Origin of the sequence: Sapientia aquatica (assembly GCF_004358105.1) — a bacterium.
GTDB lineage: Bacteria > Pseudomonadota > Gammaproteobacteria > Burkholderiales > Burkholderiaceae_D > Solimicrobium > Solimicrobium aquaticum.
This window is the reverse complement of sequence record NZ_SMYL01000008.1, coordinates 1-18,026: the sequence shown is the minus strand read 5'-3', so window position 1 is coordinate 18,026 and position 18,026 is coordinate 1. Positions and strand designations below refer to the sequence as shown.

General features: G+C 44.7%; 13 protein-coding genes. 8 read left to right on the top strand and 5 right to left on the bottom strand.

Going from position 1 to position 18,026, the window contains the following annotated elements; all coding sequences use genetic code 11:
• Nucleotides 1-84: 84 nt before the first annotated feature.
• From E2I14_RS14110 to E2I14_RS14095, 4 genes are all read left to right on the top strand, one after another.
• Nucleotides 85-354, top strand: a complete 270-nt coding sequence (locus E2I14_RS14110; protein WP_133329649.1) for a hypothetical protein — start codon at nucleotides 85-87, stop codon at nucleotides 352-354.
• A 593-nt stretch (nucleotides 355-947) separates the two neighbouring features.
• The gene (locus tag E2I14_RS14105; RefSeq protein WP_133329647.1) at nucleotides 948-2,507 is read left to right on the top strand and encodes a hypothetical protein; all 1,560 of its coding nucleotides are present in this window, start codon (nucleotides 948-950) and stop codon (nucleotides 2,505-2,507) included.
• Nucleotides 2,508-2,776: 269 nt separating this feature from the next.
• Complete coding sequence (locus E2I14_RS14100) at nucleotides 2,777-4,156, top strand: hypothetical protein (protein WP_133329646.1); 1,380 nt, start codon at nucleotides 2,777-2,779, stop codon at nucleotides 4,154-4,156.
• Nucleotides 4,157-4,262: 106 nt separating this feature from the next.
• Nucleotides 4,263-4,718, top strand: a complete 456-nt coding sequence (locus E2I14_RS14095) for a hypothetical protein (protein ID WP_133329644.1) — start codon at nucleotides 4,263-4,265, stop codon at nucleotides 4,716-4,718.
• Between the two features lie 232 nt (nucleotides 4,719-4,950).
• Here E2I14_RS14095 and E2I14_RS14090 read toward each other — a convergent pair whose 3' ends face one another.
• The gene (locus E2I14_RS14090; protein ID WP_165967838.1) at nucleotides 4,951-6,999 is read right to left on the bottom strand and encodes an acyltransferase family protein; all 2,049 of its coding nucleotides are present in this window, start codon (nucleotides 6,997-6,999) and stop codon (nucleotides 4,951-4,953) included.
• 720 nt (nucleotides 7,000-7,719) lie between these two features.
• Here E2I14_RS14090 and E2I14_RS14085 point away from each other — a divergent pair.
• Nucleotides 7,720-8,292 (top strand): tyrosine-type recombinase/integrase, encoded by a 573-nt coding sequence (locus tag E2I14_RS14085; RefSeq protein ID WP_133329641.1) that lies wholly within the window; start codon nucleotides 7,720-7,722, stop codon nucleotides 8,290-8,292.
• A gap of 269 nt (nucleotides 8,293-8,561) precedes the next feature.
• Here the strand turns inward: E2I14_RS14085 and E2I14_RS14080 are convergent, their stop codons facing one another.
• Nucleotides 8,562-9,194 carry a hypothetical protein gene (locus tag E2I14_RS14080; RefSeq protein ID WP_133329639.1) on the bottom strand — a complete coding sequence of 211 codons (633 nt, stop codon included), beginning with the start codon at nucleotides 9,192-9,194 and terminating at the stop codon, nucleotides 8,562-8,564.
• Between the two features lie 82 nt (nucleotides 9,195-9,276).
• The gene (locus E2I14_RS14075; RefSeq protein ID WP_133329637.1) at nucleotides 9,277-10,230 is read right to left on the bottom strand and encodes a hypothetical protein; all 954 of its coding nucleotides are present in this window, start codon (nucleotides 10,228-10,230) and stop codon (nucleotides 9,277-9,279) included.
• 66 nt (nucleotides 10,231-10,296) lie between these two features.
• On the opposite strand from E2I14_RS14075, the gene E2I14_RS14070 reads away from it, so the two are divergent.
• Together E2I14_RS14070 and E2I14_RS14065 are read left to right on the top strand one after the other, a co-directional pair.
• Nucleotides 10,297-11,250, top strand: a complete 954-nt coding sequence (locus E2I14_RS14070; protein WP_133329635.1) for a hypothetical protein — start codon at nucleotides 10,297-10,299, stop codon at nucleotides 11,248-11,250.
• Between the two features lie 44 nt (nucleotides 11,251-11,294).
• A complete protein-coding gene (locus E2I14_RS14065; RefSeq protein WP_133329633.1) occupies nucleotides 11,295-11,996 on the top strand; it encodes an AAA family ATPase in 702 nt (233 codons plus the stop codon).
• Nucleotides 11,997-12,097: 101 nt separating this feature from the next.
• Here E2I14_RS14065 and E2I14_RS14060 read toward each other — a convergent pair whose 3' ends face one another.
• Complete coding sequence (locus E2I14_RS14060; RefSeq protein ID WP_133329631.1) at nucleotides 12,098-13,141, bottom strand: tyrosine-type recombinase/integrase; 1,044 nt, start codon at nucleotides 13,139-13,141, stop codon at nucleotides 12,098-12,100.
• Between the two features lie 696 nt (nucleotides 13,142-13,837).
• On the opposite strand from E2I14_RS14060, the gene acs reads away from it, so the two are divergent.
• Nucleotides 13,838-15,835, top strand: a complete 1,998-nt coding sequence (gene acs / locus E2I14_RS14055) for an acetate--CoA ligase (protein ID WP_133329629.1) — start codon at nucleotides 13,838-13,840, stop codon at nucleotides 15,833-15,835.
• Between the two features lie 69 nt (nucleotides 15,836-15,904).
• On the opposite strand, the gene E2I14_RS14050 is transcribed toward acs, so the two are convergent.
• A complete protein-coding gene (locus E2I14_RS14050; protein ID WP_133329626.1) occupies nucleotides 15,905-17,515 on the bottom strand; it encodes an NAD(P)/FAD-dependent oxidoreductase in 1,611 nt (536 codons plus the stop codon).
• Between the last annotated feature and the right edge of the window lie 511 nt (nucleotides 17,516-18,026).

The window sequence follows — 18,026 nt, the reverse complement described above, 5'->3', positions numbered from 1 at the left end:
GCAACCGGAATTTGCCTGAATCATTTCGGTTGTCCATTTCGCGGAGTGACAATAACGTTGTGCTTTCCACTCAGGAGCACTGTTATGCCACTTTTCAAATTAGGGTCAGTAGTTGCAACACCAGCAGCGTTGAAGTTCTGTGAAACACAAAAAATCAACCCGCTGCTATTACTAGGCCGTCATATAGCGGGTGATTATGGCGATTTAAGTATTGAGGACGTCGAAGCAAATGTTCACGCTGTACAGCACGATTTACGCATATTTAGTTCATACCAATTCGGCAGTGAAAAAATTTGGATCATTACTGAAGCTGATCGCAGCTCAACTTGTTTGCTGATGCCCGACGAATATTAGTCATGCAGTGTCGTGTTATACGACAGTTTGCTAATGTTGTCAGAGCGTCGCTTTAAGCGACGCTTGTTGTCGAACAGTGGTGGAAAATAATCCAATGCTTTCTTTAAGAAAAGATTCAATTTCAGGATTGATCAGTCATCGAAATAAGAGTGATAAATAGTCAGTGCGATCTGCACCTTCTCATTGTTAAAAACATCCATTAAAAACCCTGTGCCATAAAAAGCTCAGGGTTTTTTTTGTAGATGCTTTCTTAAAGAAAGCAGTGCAGCACGCCAGCGCAGGCACAACCAAAACTTCCAGCAATACATCCAGTGTCGTGTAACACGACAACTCAAAACAATATCGGCATTTCAGCATTTCAATCAGTTCATTTTCAGTAGTGATAAATAAGTGTGGATTAGCTTTAACAGATACGCACTTTTTACCAGTCAAAAACACCGAAAAGTGTGGCGCTTGTAGTATGTAAGACAAATGCGAAACGACATGCCACTGATGCATCCTATGTCAGATATATAGCTGCATATGTGGTGACGGAACTGCGTTGCTAAAGCTTCTCCCCTGTAGTCGACACAACCAATCATAGGAAAAGTGAAATGAAACAAAAATTGAAGGAAGAACTAAAAAAATTACATCCGTTCATTACGGACAAGATGGCATTGCGCTATGTTGATAAATATGTTGCAGCAGTGATGTCTGAAATAGCCAAGCGCTTTATGCTGATGAGTTCAGATGAAGTGAGCGATGGCGAAATGAATTTCTCTGCCAAGTCAGTCGATAATGCCAGCGGCAGATATAAAATAAGTGGCCGCACCGGATATGTCTATCATCTCATGCAAGAGCATCCAGCGACATCACTAATCATCAGTGCTTACAAAGGCAACAGCGTTACACATCGAGTCAGTCGCGTTATATTTAATCCGATTTATAAAAAGGAAATTATGGAAGAACTGGGCAGTTTAATTATTGAATGTGAACCGAAGCGATTGAAAGAATTGCAGGACTTAGCTAATCACAGCGTCGAAATTGATCCTGAGTCCCTGGCTTCGTATATCAAGCAAACAAAACTGTCACTCAAGAACCGCAAAGGGCAAGCATACGACGAGAAACTATTGCGGAACCTACAGATTGCTAACCAACTTCAGGTGCTTGTACGGGATAATAATGGTGTCGCATATCTGGATGAATATTGGGATGAGATTGACAGTGGGCGCATACATGGTCACGGTCTTAGCTTGCAACGCATTCCGAAAGAAGTTCGTCATGCTGCACTTGGTCGGTGCTATCGCTACGATTTCAAAGCTGCCAGCTACGCATTGATGACTTCATTTGCAAGACAAATTGATCCGACATTAAAAACTGGTGCGTTGCAGGATTACATAAAAAACCGCAGTGTCATTCGCAGGCGCATCGCAAAAGATATTGGCATTAGTGAAGAATGGATGAAAGAAATTTTCACTTCAGTCGGTTTCGGTGCTCAATTAAAAGACAATCCGTACAATTCAATTCGTAAAAAAATCGGTCAAGAAAAATATCACAAGCTGTTATGTAATGCAGAATTCATGTGCATCAAGAGTCAGCTTGATCAAGTATCGGCAGTTATTCTGAATTCACTTGGCAAAGGTGATTTTGAATTGTTTGGAAAAACATATGCCGAGATCAATCCCAAAGACAAAACCAAGCGCACCAAGAATCAAAAACTTGCTTGGCTATATCAATGCTTGGAGTCAGGTGCACTGAATATGTTCGTGAACATGATTCCTGAAAATTACAAAATAAAATTGCTGGTACATGACTGCGCGTATTTGGACAAACCGTTGTCGGCCCAGCAAATCGCTGACATTAAATATGCATTGATGTGCCGATACGAATTTCTCAATTTCGAAGGCGATGCCATTATTCCTATCCATGCCAGTGATTATGTTTGTAAGTATGATCAAGATATTGACCGAGCTGAAAGCGACCATCGGGCGCATATGGTTGTTGAAAATTCCCGAGCCAATTCTCAGAACGGCGGCACCAGCAATGCGGCATCTTCCGTTAAGGCCTATGCTTCTGAACATTGCACCATATCTGCAATTCCATTCGCGGCTCCTAAAAGACAAATCATGACACATTGGGGCATGGTTGACGCTGACATGCTGTCCGGCGATTAATGCAATGGCATAGTGGGCTGAAATGCCACGCTGGCAGATGAATTTGCACAGGGCAGAAATGCAAAATCAACTTTTAATGAACATTTTCTCGAAATGCCCTATTTGGGGTATTGCAGGAATTATCAAAACAATATAATCTCAAAAAAATTGCAAATTAGCAATTATGGTTTTGGTTGCGCATATCAAGCATGAAGGTTTGACCGGGACTCTAGGTGCAACACTAGAAAAGTTATTGTCTCTAAACAATTTTAAAGAAGAAAGGCATCGACATGCATCCGGTTCTCACTGCGTTGGAATTAAAGCTTCGGGAAGTAGCTGTTGCTGTAAAAGGATCGACTGGTGAGGATCGAGCCGCCGGTATTATCCATTCGACTTGGAATCAGGCTGTTGTAGATCGCCATGAATTGGCGAATATTGCGGTCACTTTAGCAAACAAAATTACGACATTAGGTGGCGATCACTTAAAAGTAAACGAAGCATATCTTGGGACGTATCCTGATCGGCTTCAATTTCTCATAGGGAACACGATTCCTCACCTTTTTAATGGAAACGGTGTTCATGCAATTCCAGCATATGTGCTTACCCTCGAATGCCTTGAGCGTGATTTGTCACCAGTTCTATTGTTGGATCATGAAAAAGTTGTGGAAGATGCTAAAACTGCGAAAAATATACAGACAAAGCTAAGAGGCATGGTAAGCCGCGTTGCTGCGCTGGAACCGAAAGTTGATGCCCTTGAAGCGATGGCGGCCCAGATTGTGGAGGCGCACTCTGCCGCAGACCAACTTCCAACCGATCTCGCCACTCTCCGTGAGGCGCGCGAAGAAATTCAATCACTTCGCGATTTAACAGCAAAAGATCAAGGTGCTGTGAAAAAGATTCTCGATGATATAAAACTTTGTGAATCCACACTGCATTCAGATATTGCAATTTACAATCAGGAAATAGATAAGCGAAAACATGATTGGGACTCTTTACTTAAATCCAGTACTGAATCTGCTACCGATATAATAAATAGATGCGAAGATGCTATGCGGACGTCCACCAGCTTCGGATTGGCGGCAGCATTCCATGACCGAGCTGAATTACTTACAAGGTCAATGATTTATTGGGTCATCGGTTTGGTTGTAGCACTTTGCGCAGGCGCTGTTTTTGGGAGCCATCAACTTAATCAACTTTCCGTCGCGATTGAATCTTCCACTCCACCGATAATAGTCTGGACACGGTTATTTTTGTCGTTACTTTCTGTCGGTGCCCCTGTTTGGTTTGCTTGGATTGCAACCAAACAAATTGGTCAGCGTTTCCGGTTAGCCGAAGATTACGGATACAAAGCGTCAATCTCAAAGGCCTACGAAGGCTATCGACGAGAGGCCGTAAATCTCGATGCAGATTTCCAGAACAAACTCTTTTCATCTGCGTTGGCCCGGCTCGATGAACAGCCACTGCGGTTTGTTGAGCACAAAACACATGGAAGCCCTTGGCACGAATTGCTGGATTCTGATCTATTCAAGCAGGCTATTAAAATAGCACCCGATCTAATTGGAAGTTTTTCACGGATGGCCAGTGAAAAAATAGAAACCGCCAAAAAACACAGTCCTATAACTAAGGCGAAGACAGAGTCTACCGCTGAAACCCAATCTGGCAGCGAGTGATGTATTTAAATCGATTGAGAATGAGCCGTCGCATATAAAATTCTTTGAATGGCAAAAAACGGCTGCATTGCCGTCAGTGAGAAAGTTCTTCAATTTGAGGATAATAATGAATATAAAAATAGCTTTGGCCGCATTATTGAGTTGGGCGTGTATATCCGCATTCGGAGAAACAATAGAGTTCAATACAAAAGAGACAGGCTTTTCGAATATTGAATACAAGGCTAAAGTGGTCTCCAGTACTGATCGCGTTTTGATTCTGAACATTCCTGGATTCGACACGCGAAGCGCTGTAGGGTCGCGCTGGATGATGTGTGTTTATACTAATTTAGCGCTCATGAACCATCAAAAATTTATGATCGCTTCATATCCAACTGATGGCAGCGATAACGTTTCGGTTGGTTTCCCCGAATCTGAAAGCCAACCAGACGTGGCTAAGCTTGGCGGCTTATTTTCTGGTGACCATGCCCTCAAAGTGATGCCGGTGGATAAGATGATGCTCTTCTGCGTCCAAATCGGATACAAATTTAAATACGATGGGAACGCACCTCAAAACGCTCAATAGGGCAGCAGACGGCAGTGGTTGTGTCAAAACGTATGTCAGGTTATAAATATGAACCGGACGGTGACAGTATGTCGGCATCTGTTCGCAGTCGGCACAGTCCTGACAGTCATCATTGCTAAAAGATCGCTCCAAAGCAGACAGTGAACTGTTCGATTTACACCGTTGCAAACAGTCGAACAAATAGTGATCGATTCAACCTCGAATTTTGTAATTCAAGTTAAAGTAAAAGCGACTAAAGCTGTTCGGCATTACTCGCTATCGGACGATCAGTATTATCATTTTTTTCCAATGGTTGAGAAGTACTCCGACGGTGAAACAATTGATCCAGTTCTAGCGGATGTTTTTCGCGATATGCCTTATAAAAGATAGGGCCCGCCGTAAGAGCCAAATGGTTCACATCGTCCACTTGATATATCTGGTGACCAGATATATCTGTATGACACCAATTCAAATCACACAGAACGTCGTAGGTATGTAATACAGTGACCGCCGAAAATTGACTTTGTAAATCCGCCATAACTGGTGCGATGTACGCGTTATATGGCCTTAATGCATCGTCAGCCTGCATCGAACATGAATTATTCTTTCCAAACCACGTATCACGTGAAATTACGCAATCCTTTAATGATTTTGGAATTTCAGGCAAATCATCAATAAATACAATTTTCTTTCCTGATGCTTGCAAAACTTTCACCGTTTCAAACAGTGATTTTTTTACCTGTTCTGTTGAAAATATCGGATGAATTTCATCAAATTTAATCCAGTCATCTTTGAAAGTCAGCCATCGACTTGAAATGAAAACAATTTTTATTTCGCTATGGAAGAGAATGTACTTCATCACCAAATCGTTATTCGTTTTGCATATGGTTGCATTTGGCGGAATATTTTTTCCCGAACCAGGTATTGCCAACGCTTCTGAAAAATAAACAGGCGGACATCCTGGCCAGGACATATCAAACATAGCCACGTTGTACTCTTTTCCCAATGCATCAAAAAAATTGCGAAAACTAAGGGCGTGGGAATCGCCCCATATGACTGCGTCAGTAATGCCAAGTGGATTTCCGAATACATCTTTCGCTGGCAAAGGAAGTTCTTTCTGCGCAAATGTTGACCGATTGTCGTGTCTGGAAACGGCGAGCACTTTATAGATTTCTTGAAATTTTGGAGGATAAAGAAAAAGGAAATTGTGAGTCAATTTCCCTGTGGCAGTCAGGCAAACAACTAGCAAAAAGGGCATGCCAATGAAAAGCAAGGCTGCTTTTTTTAATGACATTTTCATCTGACGCAATGGTTGTTCTATATACAGGAAGGTAAATACCGTCAGTACCAATGAAACGATTATTGCGCCGAACATTGCCCACGCCGATTTTAGATCAAAATGTCGGAACGCAAAAAATACAGGCCAGTGCCATAAATAGAGGCTGTATGATAATTTCCCCAACATCACAGAGCTTCTATTGCCAAAAATAATTTGTCCTACCGGCGACTTTTGGCATGACAAAATAATCGTGACTGCGCCTAAGCAAGGCAATAATGCGGCTAGCCCGGGAAACGGCGTTAAAGCGTCCATTGTCAAAGCGCAGGCAAAAATAATGGCTACGCCCAACAATAAAACTACGTCGTTGTTTCTTGAGTTGCTCAGCGAAAAAGATATTCTGGTCGCGATGACTCCCAGCATGAATTCAAAAATCCGAAATTGAAAAAGATAATAGGAACCTGGACTCCCAACTGAGACCGCCCATTGAGATGCTGATAACGATCCAATCAGAATAGCTGAATCTATCAATATTTTAGATCGATCAGATTGTCTTCTCAGAAGGAATAAAAGCAGTGGTAACACAAGGTAAAACTGTTCCTCCACCGATAAAGACCATGTGTGCAGCAGAGGCATATTTTCAGCACTGGGATCAAAATATCCGATCAAGCTGGAAATATAAATGTTGGAAGAAAATATCGTAACGGCGCCGATATTTTTCATGATACTGTAGGCGGCATCTGGAACCAGAAGCAGAATGCCAAATGCAAGCGTAACTAACATCACCGTGTAAAGTGCGGGAACTAATCGTTTCGCCCTTCGGACGTAAAATTCAGAAAATCGGAATCGCCCTTGTTCGAGTGATGCTGTAATCGAATTCGTTACGACAAAACCAGAAATGACAAAAAAAATGTCGACCCCGATAAATCCACCGGAAAATGATTTGAATCCAGCATGACAAATAATAACGAGTAAGACGGCCAATGCTCGCAGACCGTCAATGTCTTTTCGGTAAAAAATATTCAAATCTGATCCAATTTAGTTTTGATGAATTAAAAGAACGACAATGTGGAATTGTTTCGTTGTATCACCGATTGAAACAGCCACGAATTATACGTTAACCGTCCTGCTGGCTTACGCACTATTGCAGTAATTCAACAATTTAATCGGATTTCTTAACGATAATTTATTTAAATTGCAACGGTTTCACTTCCAACGTTTTGTTAGGTCGCAACTAATACTTTCAGAGTTTGAGAATTTTTATGCCCCACACTGTCGAGTCGCATGACTTTTGCGTCCATTTTGCGACAGTCACTGATAAGAAAACGAGCAAATTGGCGTTGCCCTATGCGGACGGTCATGACAGTCAACTATGGGCACAAAGCACTCAGTCACGGTTGTAATCTGGTTGGCTGCAACCTGTTGTTTACCTGCCGTTCAATTTTTTATTTTCAATTAACGCAGCCCAATAAAATCCCCTGCAGTCCAATTAATCGCCGCTGGGCATACATGAGTAGCGAAGCTGAAAAATAAATTGCATATACCCCGCAAATTATCTCTGCAATAAAATCGGCACTGCAATAATTATTTGACCGAGCACAAACCAAAGGAAATGTATGAATGCTTTGGTTTCGCTGTTATCTCGTTGAATCGCATAGAGATTCACTTTTCGGCCATTTCCGGTTGTCCTTCGTAATCAAAGAAAACATACTAAGCGTATGGAAATTATTTGATTAGGAGAATATCGTGAGCCAAGCTAAAACTTTAACCCCGCAAGAACTGCGTCGCGTACTCGATTATGTCGCTACCAGAAAACACGCTGCACGGAATAGGGCGATGCTGCTGGTCACACATTTATCTGGAATGCGGGTTGGGGAAGTGGCTGCGCTGCGTATTTCCGACGTGCTCGGCGCAGATGGAAAAGTACGCAGTGAAATACGTTTGGATGCTGAACAAACTAAAGGCAATCACGCCCGTGTAGTTTTTGTAAATGAAAAGCTCCAGAAAGAGCTGACAAAATATCTGGCGCTGTATGCATCCGCAAATCCGGGGCAGAAATTATTTTATACACAAAAGCGTATCCGGGAAGGCTTCACTGCAAATACGTTGACCCAGCATTTCCATTATCTTTATCGGAACGCTGGCATTGACGGCGCAAGCAGTCACAGCGGTCGCAGGTCGTTCATTACTAATCTTGCAGCTAAAGGTGTTGGGGTGCGTGTGCTGATGTCCTTGTCAGGTCACCGTTCAATCCAGACCACGCAGGTCTATATCGACTGCAACGACAATCAAAAACGCGCAGCGGTCGAATTGGCTTGATATCTGAATTTAGTTTTACCCACCAATCGAATTCAGTGTCGTGTAACACGACACTCCAAGTTAAAAATGACAGGCATTTGAATGGCGGCTTATTGATGGTAAACGGCCAAAGTACTTTGGCCTCGATTGGCTGGGGTGTGCCAAATGCAATATTCGGCGATGAGAAATGCGAAATTCGGCAATAATTTTTGCCTTCCCATACCCCGGTCATTCGTGATCCGCCGCTAACAACACACATTGGGGCCATCTCTCGAATGTAAGTTTCCATCTCAATGGATTTGCTCGCTCGGCGCACCAAGAATCTGGATCGATATACTGGTTAGTCTGTCGAGGCATCGTGTCGCAAATGCACTTATTGCATCAGCTTTTATCGGTTCGTTAAGTTCCTTGCCAGCAGCAGAAGCGCACAGACCATCCGATCTAGTGGTGGAATTGTAAGATGCGGTTTTGGGATCGCTATGCACCAACTTATTGAGTATTTCCAGAGTTTCTTTTCGCTCCTCATCACATGTTGATGGCATTATAAGGTCGAGAAGTTTGTCAAATGTCGGCTGCGTTTTGCGCGGCCAGCCATCGTGCCAAGACCTAACGGCTTCTGGATATTTATGAAGGTAATAAATCATCCCTGCGCGCTCAACAAGGGGGCGCATTAAAATTCCCGCAGAGAATAGATACCCTTGTCTTATCAACTCCCTCATGCTCAGTGCGATACTCACGCCTTGAGGGATTATTTCGGTGGCGGCGATTTGCAGTTGTGATAGGTCCGCTGCGTAAGTTCGCGCGCCCAGCTGCCGATGAACTGCCATAGATTTGACGATGGTGTCATCAAACAGCTTAAGTAGTTGACTGCCGAGATATGGCTCGTTATCTGGTGAGAATATTAGAATTGATGACTTATTCATGGTCGGGTTCTTTTCTGCTTTATAAAACCACAATTGGAGCAAGATTTGTAACCTCCGAGTTCCAATGTCGTGTAACACGACACTATGGTTCGGCCACCAACTGCAGTTTAAGAGCAAGTCTGGCCTCATAAGCGTCAAGGAGTCGTTTCTTCTCCTGATCTTCCCACATATTTTTACGCTGTATAATTTTTGCCAGTTGCGGATAGTCGAATGTTACTTGATCAACCGGTGCGTCAGACGGAAATTTTCCACGAGCCGCATTTTCGGCGACGGCTTCAAATTTGAGTAATGCACGATAGGTAATTTTGCTCATCATATCTCTATCATAAATCTTGTCTGACGCCTTACGTGGTGATTTTGGATCGAGCTCTTGTGAATAGGTTTTGCTTAGTCTTGCCATCGCTCCCAGGCGCCATAGTTCCCACTTCGGTTTTGCAGCCTTAATCCAGAGCAGTCGAATTCCATTCATTAAAACCTTGGCGCGCAGCCTTTGACCTTCTAGTTTTATTAATGGCGCTGTGGCGCTGGCGCTGGTGTCAACTTGTGCGTCAAGCAAACGACCGATTTCTTTAAGGACTTCGCCTTTGCGACGACCCAGCGGTACGGAAATCAAAAGCGTGGAGCCAAGCCCTTCGTCACGGCGGGTGTCGCTGAGTATCTTTTCCAGATCGTCCATAACTAAATCCGGTGACACATCAACACCATGCGGCAGGAATCCAAATTTATGCACTTTGGGTTTGGAATGTGGATTGCCAAATACTTTCAATCCGCGTTTTAACCACCAAGACCGGAATAAATATCTCTGCACATTGCCCAGCAGCTTATAGGTTTTGAGAACTTGATTAAAGTCGTTGGGTAGTAATTTCTTGTCATCTTCCGTTAGCCCTTCTTGATTTGCTTTGCGAGCCAATTCATAGCTGGGACTTAGCCGCAGAAATTCAAACATTAATTCATAACCAACGGTCGGCCTAGTATGCCAGCCCGGTTTGCTGTAATCGGCTGCACGCAATTTCCACGGTTTTAGCTTAGCCGTCATCGTAATTTACACAAATAAAAACACAATCCTATCTGATTATTCAATTAAGTGTGTAAAAGAATTCTAATGGATACATCGAAACAGCAAATCTTTAACGGCAATAACGCCACTGCTGCAGAGATATCACACAGGAGATTTAAGATGGACATTAATACAAACGTAGCAGCAAACTCGGCAACTACAGTAAATGTGACAGCGACAGAATTTACGGTGTTGCCCGGCGTTGGACGACAAGTGCTAGTTAATGAATTCGACGGCATTGATGCAGCACTGAAAAACAGCGACATTGACAGCTTTACAGCTGTGAATGTGCTGGAAAAACTGGAAGCTGCTCGCAGCAACTGGGAAGGTGTGGAACTGGCAGCAAGCCATGCTCGGCTGTATAGCATTCTGGCTAAATGCTACAACTACTATCTGGTAATGAAGTCGCCTGAAACGACAAAAGAAGCCAGAGCACAATTAGCAAAGGGGCTGGATCGCTTTATACATGCACGCGGCTTCAAGACCCTATCTAAAACGCACGGCATGAACAAAGTTGTAAAGGCTGTCTTTGGTGAAGACCGTCGCCGCGTCAGTGCGTACAGTTTGGCCCTGCGTGTAGCACTAACTGCAGGTAAAGGCGCTACACCATTAACTGTTGATGCACTGCCTGACTGGATTGCACAAAAGGGCGGTATCGAAGAAATTCGAACTGCTACCAAAAGCGGTGGAATTACATTAGCAGAGCGTGTCGAAGTTGCAACCACAGCAGTAAAAAACAAACCGCTTATGTTGTTCAAGCCGGACACAAAACAAATGGAGTTCAGCACCGATGATGTCGATAAGCTGATGCTTCTGGTCGTCACTTACTTGCCAACCGGCGAGCTGGAAGTAAACAGTGTGGTCAAAAACGAGTCTGTTGTAAAAGCTGCTTTAGCAGCGCACTACACGGCACACAAAGTTGATATGCAGAAAATCAGTGCAGCAGCAACACCTGCAAAGCAATCTGCAATGTCCCTCGCACTTAACTCAACTATCTAAATCTAACTACAAGGCAGCGGGGCGGAAGCTCCGCTGAAAATATCATGGCAAATATAAATCTTTTCCAACCTGCGTCACTTGCTGATTTTTTAATTAGCGATGCTGTTTCAAAACAAACGATTGAGCGTATCGTCAATGGACAACTGCCATTTCCGATGAGTAAGCAAGCGATTTGTTTGTGGGGCGTTAACGGTACAGGCAAAACTACGCTGGCGAAAATGCTGCCCGATTTGATCGAAGCAAGCGGTAATTTGATGCCCACTGCAAATGCCAATAGCATGTGGCAGTCACAGCACTATTATCAAGTTACATCGTGCGGACTTGGCAACAATTCAGTATCGTTGTTGCAGGATTTGCATAAGCGATCTCAGTCAGTAGTGCATACATCGCCGAAAGGTTATTACTACGAAATACTGGATGAAGTCGATCTTCTGACGCCTGCAACACAGGCTTCACTAAAAGCGTTAATTAGCAATGCAACAGAAACCATCTTCATAATGACAACCAACTTTCCGGAAAAACTTGAACGTGGCCTGAAAGATCGCGCGCACATGATTGAAATGAATCAACCTAAGCCTGCCGACATGGAACAAATGGGGCGACATTTCCTTCGACTCATGGGCTTAACTGGTAATGAAGTCAATGCAGCACTGCTGCAAGAAATTGCAGTTGCCAGTCAAGGTTCCATGCGTGAATATTGCAGCGCCATTGTCACTATTGGTGTTGACCTCGGAGGAACTATCTAACCCAAAAATCTGTAATGCAAAAAGCCAGCTTCGCGCTGGCTTTTTTGTGTCCTGAGCTGTCGTGTTACACGACAGCATATATACTGTAAAGGCGATGTCAATTAAGCGTTTAACACCTGTGCAGCACGATCCGCAGTCAAGTTGGGGATCATGTGTGCATAGCACATCGTTGACCCTAAATTGCGATGGCCTAATAAGTGCTGCACTTCCACAATTGAAATTCCAGCCCGTAACATCTTGCATGCAAACGTATGTCGGAGTGTGTGCAGATTCACGTCTTTCAAGCCAATCTTAGCGCATGCCTTGCCCAAGTACTCATTGTTATACCGAGCCTTGGCACGTTCCGGAAATAAGCACCCATTACCAGCACGGCCATGCAGTAATAGGCCATCGAGGGGTTTGTCTGCTTCCGCAATGCGACGTTTGATCATTTCAGATAATGCATTGCTCATTTTCAGCGTGGTGTCGGTGCCGCCTTTGCTGCGATGAATGGTGATCGTATTATTTGCAATGTCGATTTGATTCAATTTCAAGTCGGCAATTTCTCTGTCACGTGCGCCAGTATGTAATAGCGCAACGGTGAAATCTAAGTTGTCTTGTGCACGACGCTTTTCACGATAGTCGTCGTTTTGCGGATTCAACTTGGCAAGCAACAGCATAACTTCATCGTCACTTAAAAATCGTACGCGACCAGTTTGGCCTTTGAAGCGTTTGATTTTTGGACCGGCTGTGTAATTGGATTTGGTGCAAAAATTCTGCACTGCATTCCAGTAAATGATAGCGGTGTTGACTGTGCTGATTGCGTAGCCTTCATCGTTAAGTAATTGGAATGCGATGCTTTGCACATCGGCTGCTTTGACTTCATGCAGCTTCAATTTCGCAAGTGCACTGAACATCTGTAATTTATTTTCAGCGTTGACATGACCAGCTGTGCCACGACGACTAAGTAGAAATTCTTCGATAGCTTTTTCGACTGTGATCGGCATGCGTTTAGCGACAACGACTTCAGAATGAATTTCAGAAATCCATTTTGCTTCTAGCTGTTCAGCGATGCGTTTGTTTTTTGTTTTGGTTGATTTTGCGATTAGTACGCCTGCGACTTGTGTACGCACGTGGTACACCTCGCCTCTTTTTATTAGTGCCATTTACTGCTCCTCTTGTAAGCATGTATTTATGCCTTACAGAAGCAGTATGTGTTCTTTTCTGGTAATTTACACTCGGAAATCGGTGTTATTTTGATATTTATTTTGTTGATCTTTTGTACGACCAAGATGCAACTTTGAGTATTTTAGTGTTGAAATAACAAGTTAAAACCCCATATAAATCAACAGGTTATGCGATCTAGTATTAAAGATGCACATGGCGGTTTATTGCTATAGTGGAAACCTACGTATGCCGTTGAATTAAAGCGGTTTTTCGCAGCGTGTTTTATAACTGATAAATTGCAGGGCAGCGGCTACAGATTCGATTAAATCGTCTTGTTTGATGATTGTCATGGTAGTCAGATTCGTGGCTAGTTGAGTTGAGAATTTGGCGCGTTGAGTTGCTTCATGGTGCTTAGTATGGCCGGCATTTTACACCTGCTGTGAGGTAGATCAAAGAACCTAGTTGATTCTATGGTTCGCTATCGCTAAGATCGCTTGATAATCGTGGCATTCTAGCTGCTCGCGTGTGATGATTATTTGTTATTCATTTCATGCGCTTCACAGTGCGCTAAATTAGTTAGCGAATCGCTAATTGTGATCAACTCTTCGGTCTTATGAATGACCCGAGTGCGGAGTGTAAGGGCGGAGTAAGACTATACTTTTAACTTAACGAAAACCATAACGAAGGAGACTGCTATGACCAACGCTGCATCGACTAACGATACACATACCGGTAAAGAAGAAAGCCGAATTTTCCCACCATCCGCCGCATTCCAAGCGCAAGCAAACGTGTCTGGCATGGATGGTTATCAAGCGCTGTGCGATGCAGTGCAGGCAGATGAGCAGGGCGTCTGGACTAAGCTAGCGCGTGAACAACTGCAGTGGCATAAGCCATTCACCAAAGGGTTGGACGAATCCAATGCGCCGTTTTATACCTGGTTCGCAGATGGCGATTTGAACGTTTCCTACAATTGTTTGGATGTGCATTTAACCAACGGTAACGTGGACAAAACCGCGATTATTTTTGAAGCTGACGATGGCAGCTCAAACAAAGTCAGCTACCGCGAACTGCACGAAAAGGTCAGCAAATTTGCTAACGGTTTGCGCTCGCTAGGAATCAAAAAAGGTGACCGCGTCATCATTTACATGCCTATGTCGGTTGAAGGCGTCGCGGCGATGCAAGCCTGCGCACGTATCGGCGCAACCCATTCGGTGGTGTTCGGCGGCTTCTCCGCTAAATCATTACAAGAACGGATTATTGATGCCGGCGCGGTTGCCGTGATTACTTCCGATTTCCAAGTGCGCGGCGGTAAGCAATTGCCACTAAAAGCAATCGTGGATGAAGCCTTTACATTAGGTGGTTGCGAAGCGATTGCCAACGTGATTGTCTATCAACGCACAGGCGCGCAACTTAACTGGACTGAACGCGATATTTGGTTGCACGATTTGGTGAAAGACCAATCGGCAGAATGCACGCCAGAATGGGTGAGCGCAGAACATCCGTTATTCATTTTGTATACGTCTGGCTCAACCGGAAAACCAAAAGGTGTACAGCATTCCTCTGGCGGCTACCTGCTATGGGCTAAGCAGACCATGCAATGGGTTTTTGATTTGAAGCCAACCGACGTATTTTGGTGTACTGCCGATATCGGTTGGGTCACGGGTCATAGCTACATCGCCTACGGACCATTGGCCGCGGGTGCGACGCAAATCGTGTTTGAAGGAATTCCAACCTATCCAAATGCAGCGCGTTTTTGGAGCACGATTGAGAAACACAAAACCACTATTTTCTACACTGCACCAACCGCTATTCGCTCATTGATTAAAGCGGCTGACGGTGATGCTTCGGTTCACCCAAGCAAGTTTGATTTATCGTCGCTGCGTTTATTAGGCTCAGTCGGTGAACCAATCAATCCAGAAGCCTGGATGTGGTACTACAACAATATCGGCCGTCAGCTATGCCCGATCGTCGATACATTCTGGCAAACCGAAACCGGCGGCATCATGATGAGTCCATTGCCGGGCGCAACACCGTTGGTGCCGGGTTCATGCACCTTGCCATTGCCAGGAATTGCTGCGGCAATTGTGGATGAAACAGGCCATGATTTGCCAAATGGGCAGGGCGGTTTGCTGGTGGTAAAACGTCCGTGGCCTTCGATGATTCGCACTATTTGGAATGATCCAGAGCGCTTTAAAAAGAGCTATTTCCCCGAAGAGTTGGGCGGCAATATTTACCTCGCTGGTGACGGCGCAATCCGTAATAAAGACACTGGCTATTTCACCATCACCGGTCGTATCGATGACGTCTTGAATGTATCTGGTCACCGCATGGGAACAATGGAAATTGAATCGGCTTTGGTCGCCAATCCATTGGTGGCGGAGGCAGCAGTTGTTGGTCGTCCAGATGAAACTACGGGCGAAGCGATTTGCGCATTCGTGGTGTTGAAGCGCAGTCGTCCAACGGGTGATGAAGCTAAACAATTAGCGTTAGAGTTGCGTAATTGGGTGGCCAAAGAAATCGGCCCGATTGCCAAACCAAAAGAAATTCGCTTCGGTGACAATTTGCCGAAAACACGTTCCGGCAAAATCATGCGCCGCTTACTGCGTATTTTGGCTAAAGGCGAAACCATCACGCAGGATATTTCGACACTGGAAAATCCAGCGATTCTAGAGCAACTGAAAGAAGCGCTGTAAAAATCTGATTGGCTTGAAGTATGAAAAAAGCTGGTAACCGAACAAGTTGCCAGCTTTTTATTTTGGGCTTTACGTTTTGTTTTGCGTAATACTCAGGGCGACTTGTTCGGCAACGCGAATTCCATCGACTGCCGCAGACAAAATTCCACCGGCATAGCCAGCGCCTTCGCCAGCAGGGAATAAACCTCGTGTATTTAAGCTTTGTAAATCATGGTCATTACGTTTAATGCGAATCGGTGAAGAGGTGCGAGTTTCCACGCCAGTCAGAATGGCATCGTGCATCGCAAAGCCACGAATTTGCTTTTCAAAAGCAGGTAAGGCCTCGCGAATCGCTGAAATCGCATATTCAGGCAGTGCGCTATTTAAGTCACCAAGTTGCACCCCCGGTTTATAGGATGGCTCGACCAATCCTAATTTTGTCGATGGACGATTAGCGATGAAATCACCCACTAATTGTCCCGGCGCGTTGTAGTTTGAGCCACCTAAAATGTAAGCGTGACTTTCTAAGGCGCGCTGAAACGGGATGCCCGCTAAAGGGTGGCCGGGATAATCCTCGGGACTAATTCCTACCACGATGGCGCTATTGGCGTTGCGCTCATTGCGTGAATATTGGCTCATTCCGTTAGTAACGATGCGATTCGGCTCGGACGTCGCCGCGACCACGGTCCCGCCTGGGCACATGCAGAAGCTGTAGACGGAGCGACCATTTTTAGCGTGATGCACCAATTTATAGTCGGCTGCGCCTAGGATGGGGTTGCCAGCATTCGGACCGAAGCGGCATTTATCGATGACTGATTGAGGATGTTCGACGCGAAACCCAACTGAAAATGGCTTCGCCTCTATATAGACGCCGCGTTCATACAGCATTTCAAACGTATCACGCGCACTGTGCCCAATCGCTAGAACGACGTGGTTAGTTTCAATTTGTTCGCCGCTCTCAAGGCTAATCCCGCGGACATGACCGTCTTCGCGCAAAATATCAACCACCTTTTGGCTGAAGCGAACCTCGCCACCTAGCTCAATAATATTGGCCCGCATCGATTCCACCATTTTCACCAAGCGGAAGGTGCCGATGTGGGGTTTGCTGACATACATGATCTCTTCGGGCGCGCCGGCCTTGACGAACTCGGTCAACACTTTACGGCCGTAATGTTTCGGGTCTTTGATTTGGCTATATAGCTTGCCATCAGAAAAAGTGCCTGCGCCACCTTCGCCAAATTGCACGTTGGATTCGGCTTTCAATTCTCGCTTACGCCATAAACCCCAAGTATCCTGCGTGCGCTCACGCACCGCTTTGCCCCGTTCCAAAATAATCGGACGGAAGCCCATTTGCGCTAGCAGTAGGCCAGCAAACAATCCACAAGGGCCGGTTCCAATGACGACTGGACGGGAAAAATTCTGATTATTTGCATGGGTAACAAACTTATAGTTTGTATCGGGTGTGCGAGTAACATTTTTATCGCCATGGAATTGCTTTAATAACTCTTCATCTCGGTCGGTGACAACATCCAACGTATAAATCAGGTTAATGGCCGTTTTCTTGCGCGCATCGTAACTGCGGCGGAATACGTCAAAGCTGAGCAACGCATCTTCGGTAATACCCAATTTACCCAAAATCGCAGAACGAATGGCGGATTCAGGATGATCCAGAGGGAGTTGTATGTCGGTCAAGCGCAGCATAAATAGAATTCCAGAGGATAAAACAGTCAAACGGGGCGACATTTTACCGCACTCAACTATATTAGCTAACAATCCCTGACTTCCAATAATTCTTACTAGTTGGAAACAGGGTCAAATAAATTACACGGTTAATAACCCCCATTTTATTGGTTGACTAACTAGCGGTTTTTCAGCAAATTGAATTTATTTTAGAAAACCCCTTGCGGAGTTCGGTGGGATTTTGCTATAGTTCGGCTCCCGCAGAAATCGCGGGGTAAAACGGGTTGATGGAGTGGCCCGAATTACACGAGAAGTTGAAGTGGCCATGCCGGATTGAACGCAAAACGTCGTAAAAATAAGTGTTGACGGTTTGCTGGAATTGCCCCATAATCTCGTTTCTGTGCTGCGAACAAACACAACGCTTTGTCCGCCTAAAGTACGACTTTCCCCGCTAAAGCGGCCAGTCAGAACACACAGCAGTCAGTAACTAAACTTATCTGACGTTCTTTAACAACATACAGTCAATAAATGT

What these genes read in the sequence shown, in the direction of transcription:
- E2I14_RS14110 (WP_133329649.1), top strand. Translation starts at nt 85, where the DNA reads ATGCCACTTTTCAAATTAGGGTCAGTAGTTGCAACACCAGCAGCGTTG.
- E2I14_RS14105 (WP_133329647.1), top strand. Translation starts at nt 948, where the DNA reads ATGAAACAAAAATTGAAGGAAGAACTAAAAAAATTACATCCGTTCATT.
- E2I14_RS14100 (WP_133329646.1), top strand. Translation starts at nt 2,777, where the DNA reads ATGCATCCGGTTCTCACTGCGTTGGAATTAAAGCTTCGGGAAGTAGCT.
- E2I14_RS14095 (WP_133329644.1), top strand. Translation starts at nt 4,263, where the DNA reads ATGAATATAAAAATAGCTTTGGCCGCATTATTGAGTTGGGCGTGTATA.
- E2I14_RS14080 (WP_133329639.1), bottom strand. Translation starts at nt 9,194, where the DNA reads ATGAATAAGTCATCAATTCTAATATTCTCACCAGATAACGAGCCATAT.
- E2I14_RS14075 (WP_133329637.1), bottom strand. Translation starts at nt 10,230, where the DNA reads ATGACGGCTAAGCTAAAACCGTGGAAATTGCGTGCAGCCGATTACAGC.
- E2I14_RS14070 (WP_133329635.1), top strand. Translation starts at nt 10,297, where the DNA reads ATGGATACATCGAAACAGCAAATCTTTAACGGCAATAACGCCACTGCT.
- E2I14_RS14065 (WP_133329633.1), top strand. Translation starts at nt 11,295, where the DNA reads ATGGCAAATATAAATCTTTTCCAACCTGCGTCACTTGCTGATTTTTTA.
- E2I14_RS14060 (WP_133329631.1), bottom strand. Translation starts at nt 13,141, where the DNA reads ATGGCACTAATAAAAAGAGGCGAGGTGTACCACGTGCGTACACAAGTC.
- acs (WP_133329629.1), top strand. Translation starts at nt 13,838, where the DNA reads ATGACCAACGCTGCATCGACTAACGATACACATACCGGTAAAGAAGAA.
- E2I14_RS14050 (WP_133329626.1), bottom strand. Translation starts at nt 17,515, where the DNA reads ATGCTGCGCTTGACCGACATACAACTCCCTCTGGATCATCCTGAATCC.